We start from the raw sequence: 22,752 nt of genomic DNA on the forward strand, positions 1-22,752 counted from the left end.
GCGGAATGATACATCTTCGAGAGAGTGTATCGAAACGGGCCGTGTTCAGAACCAGGCGTCGCGCATCTGCAGAGTAGTCCGGTCCAGCCTGGCGAGCAGATCCAGCGCCGGTGCGGTCTTCGGCAATTCGAAACGATAGAAGAACCGGGCCGCGTGCCGCTTCCCATCGTAGAAATCACCGGAACGCTCCCCAGCGGCGAGGAACTGTTCGAGCCAGATCCAGGCGAGCACGGTGTGCCCGAACGCTTCCAGATACACCGAGCTGTTGGCCAGCGCGGCCTCGACATCACCGGTGGCGAACAGTCCGGCGGTCACCTCGACCAACCGCCGCCATGCCGAATCCAGCTCAGCGGCGAGCTCGGCCGCTTCGCCGCCCGACGCGCGTGCGGCCGTGATGGTCGCGTCGACGCGCGAACCGAGCGCGAGCAGGCTGGCGCCGCCCTGCTGAGTGACCTTGCGTCCCAGCAGGTCCAAGCCCTGGATGCCGTGCGTGCCCTCGTGGATCGGGTTGAGCCGGTTGTCCCGGTAATGCTGTTCGACGTTGTATTCGCGGGTGTAGCCGTAGCCGCCGAGCACCTGGATGGCGAGGCTGTTGGCCTCCAGGCACCACTGCGAGGGCCAGCTCTTGGCGATCGGGGTGAGGATGTCCAGCAGCAGGGTGACCGCGCGGCGTTCGTCCTCGGATTCGGCGGTGCGCTGGTCGTCGACCAGTCGCGCGCAGTAGAGCACCAGCGCCAGAGCGCCTTCGGCATAGGACTTCTGTGCCAGCAGCATGCGCTTGACGTCGGCGTGCTCGATGATCGGCCGCTGCGGCGAGGACGGGTCGGCGGGGAGCTTGGCCCGGCCCTGCGTGCGCGTGCGCGCGTAGTCCAGCGACTCGAGATACCCGGTGTAGCCGAGCGCCGTGGCGACCAAGCCGACGCCGATGCGCGCCTCGTTCATCATGTGGAACATGTAGGTCAATCCGCGATGCGGCTCGCCGACCAGGTAGCCGACCGCGCCGGGCGCGCCGCCCGGCGTCCAGCGACCCTCGCCGAAATTCAGCACGGTGTTGACCGTGCCGCGAAAGCCCATCTTGTGGTTGAGCCCGGCCAGCGCGACGTCGTTGCGCTCGCCGATCGAACCGTCGTCGCCGACCAGGAACCGGGGCACCACGAACAGCGAGATGCCCTTGGTGCCCGCGGGCCCGCCGGGGATCTTGGCCAGCACCAGGTGGACGATGTTCTCGCCGAGTTCGTGATCGCCGCCCGAGATCCACATCTTGGTGCCGAAGAGGCGGTACGTACCGTCGTCCTGCGGTTCGGCGCGGGTGACGATGTCGGCCAGCGACGACCCGGCCTGCGGCTCCGACAGGCACATGGTGCCGAAGAAGCGGCCCTCGAGCATGGGCTCGACGAACTTCTCGACGTGCTCGGGTCCATGCGCGATGAGCAGATTCGCGTTGGCGACGGTGAGGAACGGGTAGCCCGCGGTGCCGGGGTTGGCCGCCTGGAACCAGGCGTAGCTCGCCTGCGCGACGGTCGCGGGCAGCTGTGCGCCGCCCAGTTCGTAATCCATTGCCGCCGAGGGCAGTCCGGCCTTGGCGAAGGCGGCCAGCGCCTGGCCCACCTCCGGGATGATGGTCACGCGTTCGCCGTCGAAGGTGGGCTCGTTGGCGTCGTTGAGCTTGTTGTGCGGCGCGAAGTACTTGGTGGCGAGCTGCTCGCTGAGCTCGAGCACGGCGTCGAAGGTCTCCCGCGAGTGCTCGGCGTACCGCGCGCGCTTGGTCAGTCCCTCGACGTCCAACCACTCGTAGAGCAGGAAATCGAGATCGCGCCGGGACAGCAGGGTCGACCGCATCAACCAGTCCTTTCGAGACATGTTCGACTTACTGTATCTTACGATGCGGCGGTGAGACAGGGGGCCGGTAGTCCCCGCCTCGGCTTCGGCAGTCTCGCCGCCCGCTGCCCGGCCGCGTTCGCCGCTCTGCGGCGTCGGTTCATGCGCGGAGGCAGGCAGTCGCCGCGCGTCCTCACCCGGAGACGAGCAATCCGCGTTCTCGCGCGATCGCGGCCGCCTCGGTGCGGCTGGACGCATCGAGCTTGGTGAGAATCCGCGAGACGTGCACGCCCGCGGTGTTGGCGCTGATGAACAACTCGGCCGCGATCCGACGGTTGCTCGCGCCCGTGGCCACCAGGCGTAGCACGTCGAGTTCACGCGGGGTCAGGCCAGAGGTGTTCGCCGGCCGGGCCGTGGCAGGCCGGCTACCGGAGTCGGCGAGTTCGATCCCGGCGCGATCGGCCAGCTGCCTGGCCTGCTCGGCGAGTGGCGCCGCCGCCACCTCGTCCGCGAGCCGGAGAACGGACCGCAGGGCGCTGCGCGCTGCCACACGATCACCCGCGGCCAATTCCGCTGTGCCGGATTCGAGCAGGCTGCGGGCCAGCTCGAATGGCCGGCGCAGGGTTCGCCAGGAAGAAGCTACCGCGGTCCAGTCGGCGGGACGGCCACTGCGCACGGCGTGGCAGGAATTCCGGTATGCGGCGTCGACCGCGGTGGTCACCGGCAGCCTTTCCGTTACGGAGTGGAGAACCAATGGGGCGCAGCGAGTTCGGGCGACAGCATCGGCCAGCGCCCATGCCTCGTGATGGTGCGCGGCCAGATCGTCCGCGGTGAGCGTCGCTGCGCCGATCTCGGCGGCGCGCTGCGGATTGCCCGTTGCGAGCGCGATCTCGGTCTGCACGGTGTGCAGCTGGATCTGATATTGCCTGGCCCAGCGCCGATCTCCGAGCAAGGGCTGGGCGTTCGCAGCGCTCGTCGTCGCGGCCTCGTCGTCGCCACGCGCCAGCATGATCCGCGCGTGACACAGCAGCAGCGCGGCGGTGCTCAACGGGGGCAACTGCTCGGTGAGCGATTCGTCGATCAGATCGAGCGCTTCGTTCCAGCGGCCCAGGGCGGTGAGCGCCTGCGCCCATTTGACCAGCAGAATCGGCGCGGCCTCGGCGAATCGGTAGCTCTCGTGCGCGGCACGCAACCCCTGTTGGATCGCCGCGATGGCCGCCTCGTCGGCGCCCGCAGACACCAGCAGCGCTGTTTCCCACAGCACCACGGTCACCAAGGTGCCCGGATTTCCCGCGGCCTTCGCGGCGGCATGCGCCTGCTCGAAATGGGCCATGGCGACGTCCGGACGGTCCGCGGTGGCCAGCCCGAGATAGGCGTGGGCACGCGCGGCCAGTGACGCGGCGCTCCGGTCCTCGAGAAGGACGCTCGAACGCCGCCAGTGGCTCACTGCGGTCGCGACATCCGCACCGGCCGCCTCCTCGATCACGCCCGGCGGGCGGAGTGCCGTAGCCGTGACCGATGAGGTGTCGTGGGCGGTGGGGACATCACGCAACTGTTCGGCTACCTCGACGGCGGCACGCGCGTCGTGCTCGGCCGCGGCCGCCGCGCCGCTGAACGCCCGTGCCGCGGCGAGTTCGGCGAGCACCTCGCCGCGTAACAGAGTCGGACGGTTCGACGGAAGACATGCCAATGCCGCGCGCAGGTCGTCTTCGCCGCCGCCACTGCTCTGATTGCGCAGTCCGGCGCGGTAGTAGCGCAGCCGGGCGACACGCTCCGGCTCGGTCCCCGCATCGATGGCGGCCAGCGCCTCGTCGGCCGCCGCGATCCCGCGCTCGACGACGCCGCCCCGATAGCATGCCGCCACGACCGCTTCCACGACCTCGATCCGCTCGGCGTCCACTCGGCTCGCCGCTTCCGCCACCTGATCCCACGATTCGAGCACTCGGTCCAGATGGCGCACCTCGACACGGTGTGCCCCGACACTTCTCGCTTCCGCCGCCGCTTCCCAGGCGGCCTCGATTGCCGAGGTGAATTCTCCGGCGGCATACGCGTGAGAGGCCAGCTCGCCGGAGGGGCATTGGCCCGCATCGCGTTCGCGGAGCGCGATCAGTGCACGAGAAATGCTTCTGTGCAATCGTTTTCGCTCGGCCGGCAGCAAGTCGGCGTAGACGGCGTCGCGGATGAGGACGTGCCGGAACGCGTAACCGGTGTCGTCGGGCACCAGCAGCTGCTGGTCGACCAGCAGCCGCAACGCTGTGGTCAGCGCGTCCTCGGCGAGGTCGGAAGCCGCCGCCAGCACGGTGTGCCGGACCGGTGACCCGGCCGCCGACGCGAGCCGCAGCACCGATGCTGCCTGAGCGGGCAGGTCCGACAGAGGACCGAGCAACAGCTCGGACAGCTCGGCGGGCGTGTCCTCGGGTGCGGGGCCGAGCGCCTCCACGAACAGCGGGATTCCTCTGCTGCGTTCGAAGACGCGCGCGATCGTCCCCGGTTCCGGTTCTCTGCCGCGCAGCGCGGCCAGCTGCCTGCCGACCTCGTGCTTGGTCAGCGGCGCCGTCGAGAGCAGGCGGACGCTCGGGTCCCTGCGCAGGCCGGTGACCAGCTTGCGCAGCGGCCCGGAATCGGCGGGCCGGTAAGTGCCGACCAAGAACAGATCCCCTTCGGCGATGTTGGCCACCAGGAAGGCGAGCAAGTCCAGGCCGGCGTCGTCGGACCAGTGAAGATCTTCCAGCACCACCACCAGCGGCTCGGTCATGGCGAACTGTTCCAGCACGGTCAAGATCTCGCCGAACAACCGGATCCTGTCGGTGTCGGCGTCCGCCGCGCCCGACCGCGCCGCCAGTTCGGGAAGCCAGCGCGCCAGCGCCGGTCGCGCCGGAAGCAGCGCCGCGAACGCCTCCACGCCCTTGTCGCGCAGCAGTGCGCGCATGACCGCGATGAACGGAGCGAACGGAACTCCCTTCGCACCGAATTCCGGGCACCGTCCCGACACCACCGCCGTGCGAGCATCGAGCCGCGTCCCGAACTCCGCCACCAATCGCGACTTGCCGATGCCCGCTTCACCACCGACCAGCACGGTATGCACCGCCGGATCCCGGTGAGCATCCTGCAACGCCGCGAGTTCGGCGGCCCGCCCCACGAAGGCGCCGCGTACCGGAAGGCTGACCACGGCGCGATCATGCCCGCACCGCGCGCTCGGCGCCAACCACCGCCCCGAAGTTCGCGAGTGGCACACCAGCGTGAGGTCTTCTCGGCCGATGCCGCAGTGGTGTGCCACTCGCGGACTTCAGGAGGTGGGGTGGAGTCGGTGGTGTTTGTTATTTGTCGGGGGATGCGTGAATCGGTGAATAACGAATTCGAGTGATTCGGGGGGCGCCTCTTTACCCGAAGTATCAATGGCATGACGAACACAGAGATTCGCCCCTTCCGTATCGACGTTCCGCAAGCCGACCTGGATGACCTTCGCTTGCGCTTGGCCCGCACTCGGTGGATCGACGATGTGCCCGGTGCCGGCTGGGAACGCGGCGTGCCGACCGCCTACCTGAAGGAGCTGGCCGGGTACTGGGTCGAGAAGTTCGACTGGCGCGTGGCCGAGGCGGAGTTGAACGCCTACCCGCAGTTCACCACCACCATCACCGGCCAGAACGTGCACTTCCTGCACGTGCGTTCGGCCCGGCAGAACGCCACCCCGTTGCTGCTGCTGCACGGCTGGCCCAGCTCGGTGGCCGACTTTCGCGACGTGATCGGACCGCTCACCGACCCCGCCGCGCACGGCGCCTCGGACGCACCCGCCTTCCACCTGGTCATCCCGTCGCTGCCCGGCCACGGTTTCTCCGGGCCGATCACCGAGACGGGCTGGAACGACGGCCGGATCGCGGCGGCGCTGGCCGAACTCATGGCCCGCCTCGGTTACGACCGCTACGGCGTGCAGGGCGGCGACCACGGTGCGTTCATCGCCCCGGCCCTGGCGCGGATAGACACCGATCACGTGCTCGGGGTGCACGTGAACGCGCTGGTCACCTTCCCGACCGGCGACCCAGCCGACATGGCCGCCCTCACCGACGCGGAGAAGGCGCGGCTCGCCGCGATGAAGAAATTCCAGGACGACGGCTCGGCCTACATGAATCTGCAGGGCTCGCGCCCGAACACCATCGCCCAGTTGCTCGCCGACTCTCCGGCCGGCCAGCTCGGCTGGATCGTCGAGAAGTACCGGGAGTGGACCGACCGCTCCCATGACCTGCCCGAACAGGCCGTCGACCTCGACCGCCTGCTCACCACCGTGAGCATCTACTGGTTCACCGATACCGCCCGCAGCGTCGCCAACCTGTACTACGAGCGCTTCCACGACGCGGCCATGTTCGCCCCGAAACCCAAGGGCACCGTGCCGACCGGTGTCGCGGTCTTCAAGGACGGCGACTATGCCATCCGCCGCTTCGCCGAACGCACCCACAACGTCACCCACTGGTCGGAGTTCTACTCCGGCGGCCATTTCCCGGCACTGGAGGTGCCCGAGCTGATGATCGGCGACGTCCGCGAGTTCTTCCGGTCGCTTGTCTGATTCGCCACCGTAGGGCGGACGGTCGACGCCGTCTGCCCTACTCTGTGGATTCGGCTAAACTGGCCGGACACAACGATTTTCGAGGGCCATGAACGACTCTTACGACCATCCTGGAGTCACTCCCGGAATCGCCGCCCAGGCTGTCGCCGCAGTGCTGTCCGCGATGTGGCCACGTCTTACCGGTAACCTGCCGAATCCGTCGAAGGTCTGGCGCCATTGGTACACCGAGCGAAACGGCGACCGCGTACGGGCGAGGGTTGTTCTCATCGCGGGCCAAGCCGCCACGCCACCGGCCTTCTTGGACGCCGTCCCGGAAGTCCTCACCGCCGAAGGCTTCACCGTGGGGAAAACGCAGCGGGTGGCCGAACGTATCGCGCTCGTCGAGGGAAGCAACGGTGGATACGACATCGAAGTGGTCTCGGGCGGCGACAGCATCTTCGTCGTCCTGCACAGTCAGCCGATCACGGTGACAGCGGAACTCGGCCGGAGGCTTCGCCAAGCCCCCGCCGAGTTCGTGCCCTGGTTCCCCCAGCGCGGAGACCAAGACGTCGCCGACTCCGCGGAGATCATGGCCGAAGTGGAGGCGCTCGGTAAAAGGTTCCTGGACCTGCACGCCGAGGTCCGCGAACTCGTAGCGGATGCACACGCGGAATCGCAGGAGATCGAGAGCCGAGTCCGCGCGATCGGCAATCGATCCCGGGCGTACGGGAAATTGCTCACCGACACAATGGTGACGCCCGGCGTCGGGCTGATCGTCGTCGGCATCTGCTCGGTGTTCGCGCCCAGCTCGACGGCGATCGCAACGGTCGGCATCGTCGCGGGTATCGCAATCTTCCTCAGATGCGTGGTCGCACGCCGTGCCGGAGTGCCGTCGGGATTCGCGCCGATCCTCGCCGGGACAGCAGCGACGGGAGTAGGCATCACCGCCGCCGGAGGCCGCTACACGGAACCGCTGGCCCACATCTGCGTCGTCCTCGGTGTTCTACTGCTGCTCACCGGATTCGTCCTGTGGCGCATGGAGTTACGCCGACTCGACCAGCGGCTGGCCGCGATGTGACCCGATCCCTGCCATCGGGTTGAACGTCAGCTGTAGGAGCACCCGCTGTGCAGGTCCTCGAGCAGCGCAGGGCCGCTGGGAAGGCCAGCTGAGCAAAAAGTGAACGTATCGCCGTACGGTCGAACTCCTCAACCCCGATTGATCCCGCACCAAGCGGCGAAGCCTCGCACGCTCTCGTTGCTTCGTGCGTCGTCGCGGGCGAGGACGCGGATGGTCTCGTGCACCATGGGGTGGTAGCGGGTTTGCGTCGGTGCGATCTCCTTGGCCTTCCGTAGCGAGGTAAGGGCTTGTGTGCGGTCGCCGTGGAGCAGGAATCCGCGGGCCAGGTCGATGTAATGGTGGCCTGCGCGCTCCCGGGGCGTCGTGACCGGAAGACGCACGTGCTCGGCACGTTTCACCGCCTCGGTGCCATCCATCATCTCTACGGCCAGCCCGACCGACCAGATGTCGACATTCGTGACGCCGAAGCAAAGCCGGTAATCGTCTCGGTCGCCACCGAGGCGGCGGGCAGTCTCCCGCGCTTCGGCGAGGTGTTGGTCGGCTACGTCGCGCCGACCCGCACGAGCTGCGGCGAGACCGGATTTCAAGTGCAAATTGCCCCACATACTGAGGACGGCCGGATCGTTGCCGCCGATCTCGGATTCGATGGTGGACCGGCTGGCTTCCAGGAAGCGGAGGGCGGTCGACCACTCGGCCGTGCAGATCAGCTCGCCCGCGCGCTGATAATCGCCCGCGAGCACGGCCAGTTGATCACCGGATCGTGCGGCTGCCCATTCGTACCGCTCGACACACAGCGAGGAAAGATCGATATAGCCGAGTTTGTACACGAGTTGCCCGGTCGCGGCGAACGCTTCGGCGAGCAGCCCGAAGAGGCGCTCGCGCTCCGCTCCGGTCGCGGAGTGCCAGGCGACGCGCAGGTCCGCGAGCAGGCCGGGCAGAAGCGTGCCGAGATCACCGAGGCTGACCGAGTGACGCATTGCGGACGCCTTTGCGACGTCGGCGGCGAGTTCGGCTTCGGGTCGGGAGTTCATCGTGCCGTCCGGCTCGATCTTGTACGCGGCCAGTTCACGGCGGATCTCGGGTACTCCGGCGTGCACTTGCTGTTCGTCGCGAGTCTGGCGCGGGTAGGGCTGCTCGAGGAGGTCGGCGAGGTTCACCCGCAGCGCGCGGGCGCAGGCCGCGACGAAAGCCGGAGACGCGGGCGCCCGGCCGCGTTCGACCTTGCGGACCAAGCTCGCCGAGAAGTTCGCTTCCCGCGCGAGTTTCTCCTGGCTCCATCCCGCTAGCTTCCTTGCGACACGTACTTTGTCGCCGACACCGGATTCCTGGGTCATCGTCATCACGGGTTCCATTCCACAGACTTCGTTATCCCCAGGGTGACAAATGTTTTGCCGATTCGCTGTCTTGTCCGTCGGTCACAGTCTGTTCCGGCCTCGGCACCGGGTGAGTACATCTCTCATCCCGGCACCGATTGCGTTCCCAGGATCCAGGGATCCCCGGCGCCGGGTGCCACACCACATCGACGGATAAGGGGCGGACATGGCGGAAATCGCGCTCGGTTACATCAGGCTGGATCAGTCCGGCAACGATCACGCAGGTGAGGAGCGCGCGATTCGGGCGCTAGCCGCGCGAAAAGGGTATCCCGAGCCGGAAGTGTTGGTCGTGGATCGCGATGCGCTGATGCCGACACTGCTGCTCGTACAGGCGATCCGCCGGGTGGGCGCTTCGGCCGTCATCGCTCCGACTCGGGAGCACATCTGGACCGCCCGGCGTGGGCTCACCGAGGAGGTGGCGCTCATCGTCGTCGCGCCCGAGCAGATGTGGGAGCGCGGGCACCGCTGGCCGCCGTTCGGGTCATCGGAGAGCGGGGTGGGCGTTTGATGTCCGGCTGGTCCGAGTTCAGCGCGGCCCTGATGGTGGGGGCGGCAGCGGTCGCGGTACTGCTGACGGTCTTCTTCGCCGCGAGCAGATGGTGGCGAAAACCGCTGCGCGGCCCGAGCGTCTATCACATCGCCGAACGTGTCGGTCATGAGCAACTGTGCCTGCTGGGCTGGCCGCCGCTGGGTTGGCCTGCGGTAGAGCCGACGGACGGCCCGGAATTCGCTCTCGGTGATGCGCACGCGCTCATGCAGGTGCATTTGGAGTGCGATGTGAACGAATGCTCGTGGAAATGCGCGGCGAAAGAGACACTCCGGATCACCGGCCGGATGCGTCCTTCCACGTACCCGCGCCGACCAGGCCGCCATTGACCTGTCGGTCGCAATCGTCACGAGCGTTTGGAATCGCCGGAACACCGGCCCATCGTCGCGACGGGCCGGTGACTTCCTCGGCATGGCGGAGTGTCAGCGGTAGAACCACCGGTCTCCGCTGGTGGGCTGCCGGTGGTGCCAGCGCGACCGGTGGCTGCGCGTTGGGCAGAGCGTCGAGTCGGCTGGCATATTGACGTAATGGCGACTATTTGGGGGAAAGCCGTCCGATGGGTGTCGGACTACCAGCCGGGCATCATCGAGGTGGAATTCACCGACATCGACGGCGTGACGCACAGCTTGATCGACAAGCTGCCGATCTTCGGCGCACCTGACGACCTCGGTCCGGATTCGGCCTATCCGGCGCCGGTGGAGATCGGTGTGACCCTCATCGAACAACTCGGTGACGCGACGGTGATCGACCTCGGGACGGAGGCCCACAACACCGACCGCACCCGATACGTCGTCGCGAGCGCGGACATCGTCCACTGACCGGCCGTTACGCCGGACTCGTCCCGCAGCGCCTGGCCGAGCAGTACGGCCCCACCCTGGGTATTCGCTGGTTTCCCTTGCCCGTCGCCCTGCCGGACGTCGACGTGCGCCTGCACTGGCACGCCCGTCTCGACGCCGACCCGGCTCAGCGCTGGTTACGTGACACGGTCCGCGCCGCTCTTGGCCCGCCGTGCGGGGAGAACACGGGCTAGTCCCGTCCGGCCGAGCGAAACAGTCTCGCGCCGAGCCGTGCGATGACGACCGATCCACCGCCAATGCGACGTTGCCACAGACGATTCGGGTTTGATGCTGTCCGGTCGCGGTGGTGGTACTTTGAACGCCGAACCGCCGGGCACGGGGGCTCTGGGACGACATCGGTCGATCAGGCGCGGCGCTCGGCATCGTATTCGTACCGTTCGACGCACCGGTTGCCGAAGGTCGGGCGGTGGGGGCTGCGGAGTGTGACGTCTGATGATTCCCGTGTGGCGCGGGCGCGTGAGACGCGCGACTGCCGATACGGCGGCGATGGCCGGAAACGGACAGGACGCGGGATCGCGCTTCGTCCCGAACCCCGCGATGGTGCGCGAGATCGAACATCGCACCCGGCTGCTGCTCCAGCGCATGCAGGTGCGTGAACTGCTGACCATGCGCCAGCTGATCGAGCGCTACTGCGAATTCACCGGCGCGACGGTGCTTCTGCAAGAAAGGCTGCTGCCGGTCGATTGCTTCTTCGCGATGACGCTGAAACTCTCCGCGCCGCCCGACACGTACGTCATCGCGTACCAGAAGGCGACACCCGCCTGGCATCAGGACCACGGCATCGGGCACGAGTTCGGGCACATCATCGCCGGGCACTACGAGACCGGAAGCGTGCATAGACATTCGGCGATGTCCCCGGAGCGGGAATGGGAAGCGGAGTACACGGCGAACCTGCTCGCGCGGTGGGCGTACCAGGTGGGCCGGGTACTCGATCGGCAACGCGCCCTGCGTCCGCTGCAGCGGACCGAAGATCTGTCCCTGCCGCTGCAGGAGAGAATGGGCTGGCTGTGATCTACATACCGCACGGGTGGCTCATCGCGGCATTCACCGTGGCCATGATCTGGAAGGCGAATCAGTACCGCCGCAACAAGGACGTCGCTCTGCTCGCGGTGGTCGGGGCGTTCTTCTTCCTCGCGTCGGGATACTCCTTCGGAGAGTACGTCCAGGATCGCTCGGACCCGTGGTTGCTGACCGCGATGGAATACGAGTTCATCGGCACCGTGCTGCTGGTGGGCGGCAAGGTCTGCATCGTGGCGTTCTTCGTACTGGCCGCGCGGCACACCGCGCAGACGAAGAAGATCCTGATCGCCATCGCCGTTCCGCTGCTCGCCTCCATCGCCGTGCTGGCGGTGTGTGCTGTCGCCGCAGGCCCGGACGCGAAGCCCTATGGGTTCACCGACCCTGCCGTGATCGGTTTCTCGCTCGGGGAGAAAGTGATCACCGTGCCGATCGGGGTGTTGATCGTTTTCTACTGTGTCGCATACCTGCGCCTGCTGTCGGGGACGCCCGCGCACGGGATCATGCTGGCAGTGATAGGCGCGGTGTTGATGCTCGCCGCGACCGTGGCGTTCACGATTCAGCTCGGGTATTACGCCGCATCGGCGAAGCCACCGCGAGCGCTCGTCGTGCTCGGTCGATGGGAGGTCTATCTGGGGCAGTTCATCTTCCTTCTGGGTGTGTCGTGGTATGGCTTGGTGATGCGGATCCGAGCCGTGGTCGTCGGCCTCGGGGCGCTGCGTGACGTTCTGCTGCTCTGGCGGCTGTGGCGTTTCGCGGTCGGTGTGATCACCCGGTTCCTTCCGGAACGGCCGAACCCCGGTTTCCGTCTCCGGCAACCACTGGCGGCCGTCCTCGAACGGCGTCAAGCGATGATGGTCGACATTCGCGATGCCCTGATGCTGCTCAGTCCCCAAGTCGACCCGACATCCACCGCGACCCTTTCGGGGTACGCGCGCGAACTCCAGCGCGTCGCCACGGCCAATCGCGAGCGGCCGGTGCTGTACGGCGAGCCGCACCGCGCGGCCGTGGACAAAGCTGATACGTTCGACGCCGACCGTAAACTGCTCGTGGCCTTGGCGGCCAGCCTGGGGGAAGACATGATTCGGGTGCGTCGTCGATGGTTCCGCCCCGCCGCGAAGGTGTGAGCTGATGTTTCGAGCCGAAGTCGTGGGTTGCGGTATCGGAGGGGCATGCGCCGCGCTCGCGATGGCGAAAGTCGGTGCGACGGTGCAGGTCTACGAGAGCGCGACGCGCACGGCCGATGTGGGCGGATGGGTCACGCTCGGCCCCGCGGCGTCGACCGCGCTGGACCAGATCGGACTGGGGGAGCAGGTCAGGGCGGCCGGATTCCCGGTGGTCAGCGTCAGCACCGTCGACACGGTCACCGGACGGACGAGTTCCTTCGCCCGTACCGAGCCCGGTCATCGCTGGTCCAGTACCCATGTGTGGCGCAGGGATCTCTTGGCCGTGTTGCGCGAAGGCCTGGACCGAGCGGATATTCCTTGCGCGTACGGAACTCGGGCCGAGCCCGGTGAGCGCACGGGTGATCTGCTGGTCGGCGCGGACGGCGCTCGTTCGGCTACCCGGCGCATGCTCGGTGATTGCCGCGAGCCCACCTACACCGGCCAGGTGATCCGGTACGGGCACTTCCCGGCTCCGGTGCGTGGGCTGCCGACGAACGTGCTGCACTTCTGGTCGCATCCGGAAGGAGTGGTGGGGTACGTGGGGGACGATCGCGACGGATCGTTCTGGTTCAGCAGACGAAACGTCGCGTCCGCGGCCACGACGATCGATCCCGACGTGTTCCTCGAGGCGCTGCGGGTCACGCCGGTCGTGGAAGTGCTGGAGCGCTCCGAAGTGAGCGCGCCGATCGCACTGTACGAACTCGAACCCGAGGGAAGCTGGCACAACGCGGACACCGTGCTGATCGGCGACGCTGCGCACGCTGTTTCACCGGCGGCGGGACGAGGGGCGACTTCTGCCATCGAGGACGCGATCGTCTTGGCGAAGACCCTGCGCAGTGCGAACTCCATTGCCGCTGCGCTGGATTCGTATACCGAAGTGCGCCGCCCGATAGCGCAAGCGACCTTCCGGCCTGGCGCTGCGCCGCGGATCTCGGCGGCGGATCTGCGGCTCTGATGGCGACAGCCGATCGCTCAGCCGGAGGTCCCCTCGTCTTCCCCCGTAGCGGCCGGTCGGCGATAGAGTTCGTGCTGCTGGAGATCGCGCAGGATGTTGCCGACTATGGCCCCGAAGGTCGACCTGCCCAGTTCGTTCAGTGTGCTGAGTTCGGACAGGCGGAAGCCGATCGCCTCGACGCCCGCCTCGGAAAGCTGCGCGGCCAGCCGTGAGTCGATGTCGGCTTGCTGTGCGGCGGCGCCGTCGAGGAACTCGCGCACGTCCACGCCCAGCGCCACGGAAATGCCCTCGATGGTGCGGAAACTGGGATTGCGGACGCGTCCGAGCCGGATATGCGAGACCTGAGCCGGGCTGAGTGGATAGCCGAGCGCGGTCGAGCGTTCGGCGATGTCCTTATTGGAGTAGCCCCGTGCATCCCGCTGCTGGGCAGCGGCGATCACCCGATTGAGGTGCCGCGCGATGGGACCGGCGTCCTCCGTCGGCTCCTCGGTGACGTCCTCTCCGTCCCCAGACACGACCTGTGCCACCAACCTCCCGATTCAGCCCCACACCGTGGAAACATGGTATCCGGCGGTACAGGATCAGAGCGCATGGGCTAGGTATCTAGCGCTTTACAATCAGATCCTATCGCTCTACGCTCGTATCCGAACCGACTACGGCGATGTCGCCACGAACCGGCTTCGGTGTATCGACTGTGGAGGGGATAGCCGATCCACGAAGCCGGGCTCGAACGGGCGCGACCGATTCGGGGAAGTCGAAGGGCAGACGGACGAGCGCCGTCTGCCCTTCGAGGTGCGGGGCTCAGTCCATTCGGCTCAACCGCGCGATGATCGTCGCTGCCATCGACGCCGGATCCCCGTGGTCGGGCCGTAGCACGATCTCGGCTTCGGTCGGCGCTTCGTACGGGTCGTCGATGCCGGTGAAACCGCGGATCTCGCCCGCGCGGGCTTTGGCGTACATGCCCTTGGGGTCGCGGGCCTCGCAGACCGCCAGTGGCGTGTCCACGAAAACCTCCAGGAAGGGGATGCCCGCCGCCTCGTGGGCGGCGCGAACGCGATCGCGGTCGGCGCGGTAGGGGCTGATCAGCGAAACGACCGCCACCACACCGGCTTCGGCGAACAATTTCGCCACTTCGCCGACGCGGCGGACGTTCTCTTCGCGGTCGGCCGCGCTGAACCCGAGATCCGAGTTGAGGCCGTGGCGCAGGTTGTCCCCGTCGAGCAGGAAAGCCGGACGGCCCGCGGCGACCAACCTGCGCTCCAATTCGACAGCGACGGTGGATTTCCCGGAGCCGGACAACCCCGTCAGCCAGACCGTGAGGCCGCGGGTGGCGCGCTCGTCGCGCTCGACGGCGGTGGAGTGCCAGACCACCCGGGAGGACGGCAGGCTGGGGCCGGTGATCATGCCCGCGGCGACGGTGTTGTTCGTCGTGTCGTCGACGAGGATGAAGCTGCCGGTGGCGCGGTTGCGGCGGTACGGGTCGAACAGCAAGGGTTGGCGGGTGCGCATCTGGACGCGGCCGATCTCGTTGAGCGACAACGACTCCGCGTGCTCGTCGCGGTGCAGCGTGTTGACGTCCAGCCGGTAGTCCAGGGAGCGCACCTCTGCGGTGGCCGCGCGGGTGGTGTGCCGGATGGTGTAGGTCGCGCCGGGCGTGAGCTGGGTGTCCTCGGCGAACCAGCACACCATCGCGTCGAGATCGCGCCCCGCGGTCGGGCGGTTGTTCGGGCGGCAGATCAGATCGCCGCGGGAGATGTCCAGTTCGTCGGCGAGCTGGATGGTGACCGCCTGCGGTGGGAAAGCTTCCGCGACGGGCGCGCCGCCAGGACCCCAGATCGCCTCGACCGTGGTGGTGAAGCCGGACGGCAGCACCGCCACTTCGTCACCCGGCTTGAAGACGCCGCCCGCCACCGTGCCCGCGTACCCGCGGAAATCCTGCGCGTGGCTGCGCGTGACGTACTGCACCGGGAAGCGTGAGTCGATCAGGTTGCGGTCCGAGGCGATGTGCACCTCCTCGAGATGGTGCAGCAGGGGAGTGCCCTCGTACCACGGCATGCTCGCGCCCCGGTGCACGATGTTGTCACCGTGCAGCGCCGACACGGGCACGAAGGTCAGATCGGAGACGTCCAGTTTGGAGGCGAAACGCGCGAATTCCTCGCGGATCTCTTCGAACCGGTCCTGCGACCAGTCCGCCAGGTCCATCTTGTTCACGCACAACACCAGGTGTGGGATGCCGAGCAAACTGGCCAGGAACGCGTGCCTGCGGGTCTGCTCCACCACCCCTTTGCGGGCGTCCACCAGGATCAGCGCCAGGTCGGCGGTGGACGCGCCGGTCACCATGTTCCGGGTGTATTGCACGTGCCCCGGGGTGTCGGCGATGATGAATTTCCTTTTGGGCGTGGCGAAATAGCGATGCGCCACGTCGATGGTGATGCCCTGTTCGCGTTCGGCGCGCAGGCCGTCGGTGAGCAGTGCCAAGTTGGGATAGTCGTCGCCGCGGTCGCGGCTGGTCCGCTCCACCGCGGCGAGCTGATCGGTGAACAGCGTCTTGGAGTCGAACAGCAGCCTGCCGATCAGCGTGGATTTGCCGTCGTCGACGCTGCCCGCGGTGGCCAGGCGTAACAGTGTGGTCGTCATCAGAAGTAGCCTTCGCGTTTGCGGTCTTCCATCCCCGCCTCGGAGATGCGGTCGTCGGCTCGGGTGGCGCCGCGCTCGGTGACCCGCGCCGCGGCGACCTCGGCGACCACCTCCGCGGGCGTGGCCGCGGTGGACTCCACGCAGCCGGTGCAGGTCGCGTCGCCCACCGTGCGGAAACGCACCGTGGCCTCGTACGGCTCCTCGCCGTCGAGCAGCTGGAGAAAACGCGTGTGTGCCAGCAGCATTCCATCGCGCTGCACCACCGGCCTGCGGTGTGCGTAATACAGCGGCGGCAGTTCGATGTCTTCGGCGGCGATGTAGCTCCAGATGTCCAGCTCGGTCCAGTTCGACAGCGGGAACACCCGGATGTGCTCGCCGGCCCGGTGCCTGCCGTTGTACAGGTTCCACAGCTCGGGGCGCTGTCTGCGCGGATCCCACTGGCCGTACTCGTCGCGGAAGCTGAACACTCGCTCCTTGGCGCGGGCCTTCTCCTCGTCGCGGCGGGCACCGCCGAAGACCGCGTCGAAGGATCCCTCTTGGATCGAGCGCAGCAGCGTCGTGGTCTGCAACCGGTTGCGGGAGGCGCGCGGCCCGGTCTCCTCGACCGCGCGTCCGGCATCGATGTCGTCCTGCACCCGCCCGACCACCAGGCGCAACCCCAGGCGCGCCACCGTCTCGTCGCGGTAGGCGATCACCTCGTCGAAATTGTGCCCGGTGTCGATGTGCAGCACGGGGAACGGTAGCGGCGCGGGCCAGAAGGCCTTGGCCGCCAAGTGCAGCATCACCACCGAATCCTTGCCGCCGGAGAACAGCAACACCGGGCGCTCGAATGTCGCTGCCACTTCACGGAATATGTGCGCCGACTCGGCCTCGAGCGCGTCCAGATGGGGCAGCTCGTAGGTGCTCGCCGTCGACTTCGCGTACTGGCTCACACCGCAAAACTAGAACACGTTTCGGTCGTCGGTCAATGGTCTGCGTCCGCCCGAGTTCGCCGTCACGGCATCGGCGGCGGCCACCAGCGCGCCCCCGCGGCGGGCGATCTCGGCCCCGGTGATGGAGCGGCCGACGTACATCGTGAGCACCATGTTCTGCCTGCCGTCGCCGTCGTAGGTCGGTGCGGCGAGCAGGCTCACGGCGTGCTCTTTGCGGGGCCGCAGATCCGCGCCGAGGTACACCCGCTCGCCCAGGCTTGTCACCAGTTCGGCGACCAGTTCGCGCAGCTCGGGAGGTAAATCGCGGTCGGCGACACCGGCCAGCAGTGAGTACAGCCGCCGCCCGGCCGTGGTCATGCTCTCCACCAGGAATCCGCGCTCGCGGCATTCGGCGACGACCTGGCGCAGGCGCGCCTCGTCCTGTCGCAGCGGCACCGCCGGCGGCTTGGCCAGCCAGGCGTCGAAAGCCGCGTCGGTGTCCCAGAGCACGTACATCAAGCCGACCGGAGGTGCGAAGTGGTAGGCCGCCCCCACCTTCACCAGGCCGGGCCCGGTGCTCTCCAGCACCATGATCTGCTCGCCGACCACCGCCGACGCGGTGCAGGTCGTGTGGTAGCGCGCGGAGAGTTTCTCCAGCTCGACGCGGGCGAGCGCGGAGATGGCGAAGCTGTCCTGTGCCACCCGGCCCGCCGCGATCAGCGCCGGTCCGAGTCCGTAGGTGCGGGTCTGGGCGTCGCGCATCAGGTAACCGCCCGCGGTCAGCTCGGTGAGGATGCCCAGGCAGGTGGGTTTGGCCAGGTCGAGTTCGCGGGCGAGCTCGGAGAGCCCGAAGCGTTTCCCGCGCTGTTCGACGAAGAAATCCAGGACCTGCACCACGCGTGCGGTGGGCGCGGACCGACGGCCGACCATTGACCACTCCTAGAACACGTTCTAATCTTTGTCCTATCGAAATGTACCAGAGTGGTACATATTTGGAACACCGGAGAGAGCCTCTTGCTGACACAGCCGTTCGCGGACGCCATCGCCGCCGCCGAGCAGATCATCACCGGAGCCGCGCACATCCGCACCGAACAGGACCTCGTCGAGGGCTACGACTATCTGGCGGGCAGCATCCGCGCGTCGTTGCAGATGGCCTGGGCCTATGAGCGGGACTTCCCGTTCTTCGTCATGTCCACCGGGCCGTACACCAAGATGGGCCTGGACAACCCCGACACCCTCTACTACCACTCCTATCTGCGGCCGGACGCGGAATACGTGGTGACCGGCACCCGCGGCACCACCCGCGACCTGAGCTTCCAGGTGCTCAACGGCAATTACTCGCCGGTGGACGTGCCCGACAGCCTCACCGCCTTCGACGACCGCGAGCTCGATATCCGGCCGGACGGCACCTATGAGATCCGCTTCGGACCGGGCGAGGCGGGCCCCGGCTACGTCCACCTCGGCGGCGACGCGGCGATGCTCGTGGTGCGCGAAGTGCACAGCGATTGGGCGACCGAGAAGGCGGGCACGATCCGCATCCAGCGCGTGGACCGGATCGGCGACGCGCCGCCGCCGCCGACCAAGGACCTGCTGGCCAAGCGGTACGGCGTGGCGGGCAAGATGCTGGTGTCGCGGTTGCAGACCTTCCTCGCCTTCCCGGAGTGGTTCTATCTCAATCTGCCGGTGAACACGCTGACCGAGCCGAGGCAGACACCGGGCGGGCTCAGCACCCAGTTCTCCTCGGTGGGTCACTACGACCTGGACGACGACCAGGCCATGATCATCACGGTGCCCAAGTCGGACGCGCCTTACCAGGGCTTCCAGCTCGGCAGCATGTGGTACCTGTCGCTGGACTACATCAACCACCAGACCAGCCTCACGGCCGACCAGGCGCACGTGGACCCGGACGGGATGATCCGGCTGGTGGTCAGCGAGCGCGACCCGGGGCTGGCGAACTGGATCGAGCGGACGGGGCACGCCAGGGGCTACCTGCAGTTCCGCTGGCAGCGGCTGTCGCGGGAGATGAAGCCCGACGACGGGCCGACCGTGGAACTCGTCTCCGTCGCGGACCTGCCGAATCGCCTGCCGTTCTACGACCAGGCCAGGGTCACGCCGCAGCAGTGGCGCGACCGGATCGCGGCCCGGCAGATCGCCGTCGCGGAGAGGATGCTCGGCTGATGTTGTTGCAGGACAGGGTAGTCGTCGTCTCCGGCGTGGGGCCGGGGCTCGGGCGCGCGATCGCCGTGCAGAGCGCGAAGGCGGGCGCGGACGTGGTGCTCGCCTCCCGGACCGAGTCGCGGCTGACCGAGGTGGCCAAGGAGATCACCGAGCTCGGCAGGCGCGCGGTGGTCGTGCCGACCGACATCAACGACGAGGCCGCGGCCGCCAACCTGGTGGAGACGGCGCACAGCGCGTTCGGCAAGGTGGACACGCTGGTGAACAATGCCTTCGCCATCCCGCCCATCGTGGATCTCGCAGACGTCGACCTGGACCAGGTGCGCGCCGGCTTCGAGACGAACGTGCTGGCCGCGTTGCGCCTGACCAGACTTTTCGTGCCCGCCCTCGCCGAGGCCAAGGGGTCGGTGGTGATGATCAACTCGGCGGTGCTGCACCACTCGCGGCGGACCTTCGGCCCGTACAAGATGGCCAAGGCCAGCCTGCTCGCGCTGGCCCAGAGCCTGGCCACCGAACTGGGGCCGCAGGGTATTCGGGTGAATTCCGTTGCGCCGGGCTATATCTGGGCCGACAACCTGAAGTGGTACTTCAACTACCTGGCGCAGCAACGCGGGATCACCCCGGAGGAGGTCTACGCCGAGACCGCGAAGACCACCGACCTGCGCAAGCTGCCCGAACCCGACGAGATCGCCGACGCGGTCGTGTTCTTCGCGTCCGCCATGGCGCGCGCGATCACCGGCGCGTGCCTGGACGTCAACGCCGGCGAATTCCACCACTAGGAGATGACCGTGATCGGTAGGGACGACGTCGGAACCATCGATGATCTGCACGCGTCGGCCACGAAGGTGGTCGGGCTGGACGATTTCGGCACCGACGACTACCGCGAGGGACTCGGGGTGCTGCTGGAGTCCTATGCCAAAGACGCCGAACTCACCCCGTTCGGCAACAAGGTGAATCGCGCCTTCCTGCGCGGCGCTTTGATCGCCCGGTTGCTCAGCGAGTCCGCCTGGCGGCAGTTTCCGGAGCACGCCGACGTGGCGATCGAACGGCCGATCTTCGTGACCGGCCTGCCGCGCTCGGGCACGACGGCGGTGCACCGCCTGCTCAACGCCGATCCGGCGCACCAGGGGCTGGAGATGTGGCTGACCGAGATGCCGCAACCGCGCCCGCCGCGCGAGACCTGGGCGAGCAACCCGATCTACCAGCGGCTCGCGGCCGCCTACGACAAGCACCACGTGGAGCACCCGGAATTCATGGGGGTCCACCATATCTCGGCCGATCAGGTCGAGGAGTGCTGGCAGTTGCTGCGGCAGTCGGCCATGTCGGTGTCCTATGAGTGCCTGGCCTACCTGCCCACCTATTCCGAGTGGCTGCGCGACCGGGATTGGACGCCCGCCTACCGCAGGCACCGCCGCAACCTCCAGCTGATCGGGCTGCCGGACGCGCAGAAGCGATGGGTGCTGAAGAACCCGAGCCACTTGTTCGCGCTGGACGCCATTTTCGAGGTGTATCCGGACGCGCTGATCATCCAGATGCACCGCGATCCGCGCACCATCATCGCGTCGGTGTGCAGCTTGAACGAGCAGGCGTCGGCGGGCTGGTCGGAGAAGTTCCGCGGCCCGGTGGTCGGCGCGGCCCAGCTGGATCTGTGGGCGCGCGGCGCGGAGCGGTTCCTCGTCGATCGCAAGCGCCACGACGCGGCGCAGTTCTGCGACGTCGACTACGACGAGTTCGTCGCCGACCCGATCGGCACGGTGGAGTCGATCTACCGGCACTTCGGACTGCCGCTGACCGGCGAGGCGAGTGCGGCGATGACCGCGTTGCACGCGGAGAGCACGTCGGGCGCCGCGCGTCCGGCGCACCGCTACACCCTCGACGATTTCGGCCTGACGGCCGAGCAGGTGGACGCCCGGTTCGGCGCGTACCGGGAAGCGCATTTCCCGGGGCGGTGATCGGTCGGCGCTCGCCGGTCGCAAGTGCGCCGGCGAGCACCGGGCTGCCCTGTCGGCGAAGGCATTTCGTGCGCTCAGGCGGCCGCCATTCGGCTCACACGCCTGCCGCGTTCCGACTCGACGCCATCAATCGAACTTCAGCGGCCGGGCGCCGGACCGGCCGATGCTCCTCGTTCGGGGGCGAGCGCCGTGGGTCAGGGTTGCCCCGGCTTGAGCACGATGAACAGGGCGTTGGCCTCCGCGCACAGCCGGTCGCCGTCGTGCAGGGTGGCCCGCACGTAGACCTTGCGCCCCTCCTGCCGTTCGGCCCACGCCCGCACCTTCAGCTCGGTGTTCAGCGGCGTGATCGAGCGGTAGTCCACGGTCAGCGACGCCGTCCTGGTCACCGAGCCCGAACGCACCGCCGCCGCCATGCCGAGCAGGTCGTCGAAGGCGATGGCGATCTGGCCGCCGTGAGCGGCGCTGTTGCCGCCGAGATGGAACGTGCGGAAGGTGAGGCGCGCGTCGACGCCCCGCTCCGGGTCGACGTGATCGATCAAGAACGGCGGCAGGGTGATGTTGCCGCGGGCAGGCAGGTCGAAGCGGGTCCAGTTGGGCGTCGACCACTCGTCCACCCGGGCGGCGTCGAGCTTGTCGTTCAGCTCCTTCAGAATGCCGATCGCCTCCACCGCCAGCTCGTCGGAGGGCGAGGCGAGCCGGACCCGGTCCATCAGGCCGCGCACCTGCTCGATGAACTGCCCGTAGTGCGGCCCGCCGCGGGAGATGTCGTCCTTGGCGGCCTCGTGGGCGGCGACCAGCTCGGTCATCGGCCGGAACCCGCCCTCGTGGTGCTCCTTGCTCGGCAGCGAGTCGCCGGCCTGCGGTTCGTTCATAAGAACAAGTTATCGGTTGCCCGGCGAATGCTCGCCGCGCGGGTGCTGTGTCCGTCGTCACGGACCGTCACCGCCTAGGCTGGGGCGCGACCGAATATCGCCTGCTTCCGGGCGGTACCGGCACGGTTCCGGCGGCCGGGCGCGCGACCCGGCCCTGAGCGACCTCTGACCGTTTCGGCTGGCGAAAGGCTCTGTGCGCATGGGTATCACCGCGGTCGTGTTCGACATGGACGGCGTACTGATCGATTCCGAGCCGGTCTGGGAAGCGGTGCGGCGCGGCTACGTCGCGGAGAAGGGCGGCCGGTGGCTGCCCGACACCCAGCAGCGGCTGATGGGGATGAGCACCGGTGAGTGGTCGGCCTATCTCAGCGGCGAACTCGGGGTCGGCGAACCACCGGAGACCGTCGCCCGGGACGTGATCGAGCGGATGGCCGAGCGCTACGACGCGGGTGTGCCGCTGCTGCCGGGTGCGATCGAGGCCGTGCAGCGGATCAGCGAGCAGTGGCCGTTGGGGCTGGCCAGCTCGTCGCCACGCGAACTCATCGACACGGTGCTGGGCCGCACGGGGCTGATCGAGTACTTCTCCGTCACCTTCTCCACCGAGGAGGTCGATCGCGGTAAACCGGCGCCGGACGTCTACGTGACGGTCGCGACGTTCCTGCGTCGACGGCCGTCCGACTGCGTGGCCGTGGAGGATTCCAGCAACGGCCTGCGCTCGGCCCACGCGGCGGGGATGCGGGTGATCGCGGCGCCGCGTCCGGAGTACCCGCCCGCCGCCGATGCGCTGGGCCTGGCCGCCAAAGTCGTCTCCGGACTGGACGAACTCACTCCTGCGCTGATCACCGGGTGACTCCTGG

The 22,752-nt window shown here is 67.9% G+C and carries 20 protein-coding genes; 12 read left to right on the forward strand and 8 right to left on the reverse strand.

The genetic code is table 11. The features are described from left to right. Positions 1-45: 45 nt before the first annotated feature. Positions 46-1,839 carry an acyl-CoA dehydrogenase gene (locus tag ABZ552_RS14960; protein ID WP_281873688.1) on the reverse strand — a complete coding sequence of 598 codons (1,794 nt, stop codon included), beginning with the start codon at positions 1,837-1,839 and terminating at the stop codon, positions 46-48. 172 nt (positions 1,840-2,011) lie between these two features. Continuing rightward, positions 2,012-4,987 carry an AAA family ATPase gene (locus tag ABZ552_RS14965; protein WP_357437596.1) on the reverse strand — a complete coding sequence of 992 codons (2,976 nt, stop codon included), beginning with the start codon at positions 4,985-4,987 and terminating at the stop codon, positions 2,012-2,014. A gap of 231 nt (positions 4,988-5,218) precedes the next feature. Here ABZ552_RS14965 and ABZ552_RS14970 point away from each other — a divergent pair, with 231 nt between their 5' ends. Then, a complete protein-coding gene (locus ABZ552_RS14970; protein ID WP_357437599.1) occupies positions 5,219-6,376 on the forward strand; it encodes an epoxide hydrolase family protein in 1,158 nt (385 codons plus the stop codon). An 88-nt stretch (positions 6,377-6,464) separates the two neighbouring features. Continuing rightward, positions 6,465-7,433 carry a hypothetical protein gene (locus ABZ552_RS14975; protein WP_357437602.1) on the forward strand — a complete coding sequence of 323 codons (969 nt, stop codon included), beginning with the start codon at positions 6,465-6,467 and terminating at the stop codon, positions 7,431-7,433. Between the two features lie 128 nt (positions 7,434-7,561). Here the strand turns inward: ABZ552_RS14975 and ABZ552_RS14980 are convergent, their stop codons facing one another. After that, on the reverse strand, positions 7,562-8,773 hold the full coding sequence (locus ABZ552_RS14980; RefSeq protein WP_357437605.1) for a helix-turn-helix transcriptional regulator: 1,212 nt from the start codon (positions 8,771-8,773) through the stop codon (positions 7,562-7,564). Between the two features lie 199 nt (positions 8,774-8,972). On the opposite strand from ABZ552_RS14980, the gene ABZ552_RS14985 reads away from it, so the two are divergent. From ABZ552_RS14985 to ABZ552_RS15010, 6 genes are all read left to right on the forward strand, one after another. Next, complete coding sequence (locus ABZ552_RS14985; RefSeq protein WP_281873683.1) at positions 8,973-9,314, forward strand: hypothetical protein; 342 nt, start codon at positions 8,973-8,975, stop codon at positions 9,312-9,314. Then, on the forward strand, positions 9,314-9,682 hold the full coding sequence (locus ABZ552_RS14990; protein WP_357437608.1) for a hypothetical protein: 369 nt from the start codon (positions 9,314-9,316) through the stop codon (positions 9,680-9,682). The genes ABZ552_RS14985 and ABZ552_RS14990 overlap by 1 nt, the downstream gene beginning before the upstream one ends. Before the next feature lie 198 nt (positions 9,683-9,880). Then, positions 9,881-10,171: a hypothetical protein gene (locus ABZ552_RS14995; RefSeq protein WP_357437611.1), complete on the forward strand. Its 291-nt coding sequence runs from the start codon at positions 9,881-9,883 to the stop codon at positions 10,169-10,171. Positions 10,172-10,666: 495 nt separating this feature from the next. Then, positions 10,667-11,221, forward strand: coding sequence for a hypothetical protein (locus tag ABZ552_RS15000; RefSeq protein ID WP_281918799.1), 555 nt, complete (start codon positions 10,667-10,669; stop codon positions 11,219-11,221). Next, positions 11,218-12,354: a hypothetical protein gene (locus ABZ552_RS15005; protein WP_281873675.1), complete on the forward strand. Its 1,137-nt coding sequence runs from the start codon at positions 11,218-11,220 to the stop codon at positions 12,352-12,354. The genes ABZ552_RS15000 and ABZ552_RS15005 overlap by 4 nt, the downstream gene beginning before the upstream one ends. A gap of 4 nt (positions 12,355-12,358) precedes the next feature. Then, on the forward strand, positions 12,359-13,348 hold the full coding sequence (locus tag ABZ552_RS15010; RefSeq protein ID WP_357437616.1) for an NAD(P)/FAD-dependent oxidoreductase: 990 nt from the start codon (positions 12,359-12,361) through the stop codon (positions 13,346-13,348). A gap of 17 nt (positions 13,349-13,365) precedes the next feature. On the opposite strand, the gene ABZ552_RS15015 is transcribed toward ABZ552_RS15010, so the two are convergent. The 4 genes from ABZ552_RS15015 to ABZ552_RS15030 form a co-directional block, all read right to left on the reverse strand. Next, positions 13,366-13,863: a helix-turn-helix domain-containing protein gene (locus ABZ552_RS15015; RefSeq protein WP_281873671.1), complete on the reverse strand. Its 498-nt coding sequence runs from the start codon at positions 13,861-13,863 to the stop codon at positions 13,366-13,368. A 286-nt stretch (positions 13,864-14,149) separates the two neighbouring features. Then, the gene (gene cysC / locus ABZ552_RS15020) at positions 14,150-15,985 is read right to left on the reverse strand and encodes an adenylyl-sulfate kinase (protein ID WP_357437619.1); all 1,836 of its coding nucleotides are present in this window, start codon (positions 15,983-15,985) and stop codon (positions 14,150-14,152) included. After that, positions 15,985-16,917 (reverse strand): sulfate adenylyltransferase subunit CysD, encoded by a 933-nt coding sequence (gene cysD / locus ABZ552_RS15025; RefSeq protein ID WP_281873667.1) that lies wholly within the window; start codon positions 16,915-16,917, stop codon positions 15,985-15,987. The genes cysC and cysD overlap by 1 nt, the downstream gene beginning before the upstream one ends. Before the next feature lie 9 nt (positions 16,918-16,926). Beyond that, positions 16,927-17,826 carry a helix-turn-helix domain-containing protein gene (locus ABZ552_RS15030; protein WP_281873665.1) on the reverse strand — a complete coding sequence of 300 codons (900 nt, stop codon included), beginning with the start codon at positions 17,824-17,826 and terminating at the stop codon, positions 16,927-16,929. An 84-nt stretch (positions 17,827-17,910) separates the two neighbouring features. On the opposite strand from ABZ552_RS15030, the gene ABZ552_RS15035 reads away from it, so the two are divergent. From ABZ552_RS15035 to ABZ552_RS15045, 3 genes are read left to right on the forward strand one after another with little or no spacing between them, the layout of a single operon-like run. After that, positions 17,911-19,074, forward strand: coding sequence for a hypothetical protein (locus tag ABZ552_RS15035; RefSeq protein WP_281873664.1), 1,164 nt, complete (start codon positions 17,911-17,913; stop codon positions 19,072-19,074). Further along, a complete protein-coding gene (locus ABZ552_RS15040) occupies positions 19,074-19,850 on the forward strand; it encodes an SDR family oxidoreductase (RefSeq protein WP_281873662.1) in 777 nt (258 codons plus the stop codon). Before ABZ552_RS15035 ends, ABZ552_RS15040 begins: the two co-directional genes overlap by 1 nt. 3 nt (positions 19,851-19,853) lie before the next feature. Further along, positions 19,854-21,023, forward strand: a complete 1,170-nt coding sequence (locus tag ABZ552_RS15045; RefSeq protein ID WP_357437624.1) for a sulfotransferase — start codon at positions 19,854-19,856, stop codon at positions 21,021-21,023. Positions 21,024-21,217: 194 nt separating this feature from the next. Here the strand turns inward: ABZ552_RS15045 and ABZ552_RS15050 are convergent, their stop codons facing one another. Continuing rightward, positions 21,218-21,895, reverse strand: a complete 678-nt coding sequence (locus ABZ552_RS15050) for a PaaI family thioesterase (RefSeq protein ID WP_357437627.1) — start codon at positions 21,893-21,895, stop codon at positions 21,218-21,220. A 199-nt stretch (positions 21,896-22,094) separates the two neighbouring features. Between ABZ552_RS15050 and ABZ552_RS15055 the strand changes: the two genes are divergently transcribed. Continuing rightward, positions 22,095-22,745, forward strand: coding sequence for an HAD family phosphatase (locus tag ABZ552_RS15055; RefSeq protein WP_281918792.1), 651 nt, complete (start codon positions 22,095-22,097; stop codon positions 22,743-22,745). Positions 22,746-22,752 lie beyond the last annotated feature (7 nt).

This window comes from Nocardia sp. NPDC019219 (assembly GCF_040632645.1).
In the GTDB taxonomy this organism is placed as follows: domain Bacteria; phylum Actinomycetota; class Actinomycetes; order Mycobacteriales; family Mycobacteriaceae; genus Nocardia; species Nocardia sputorum.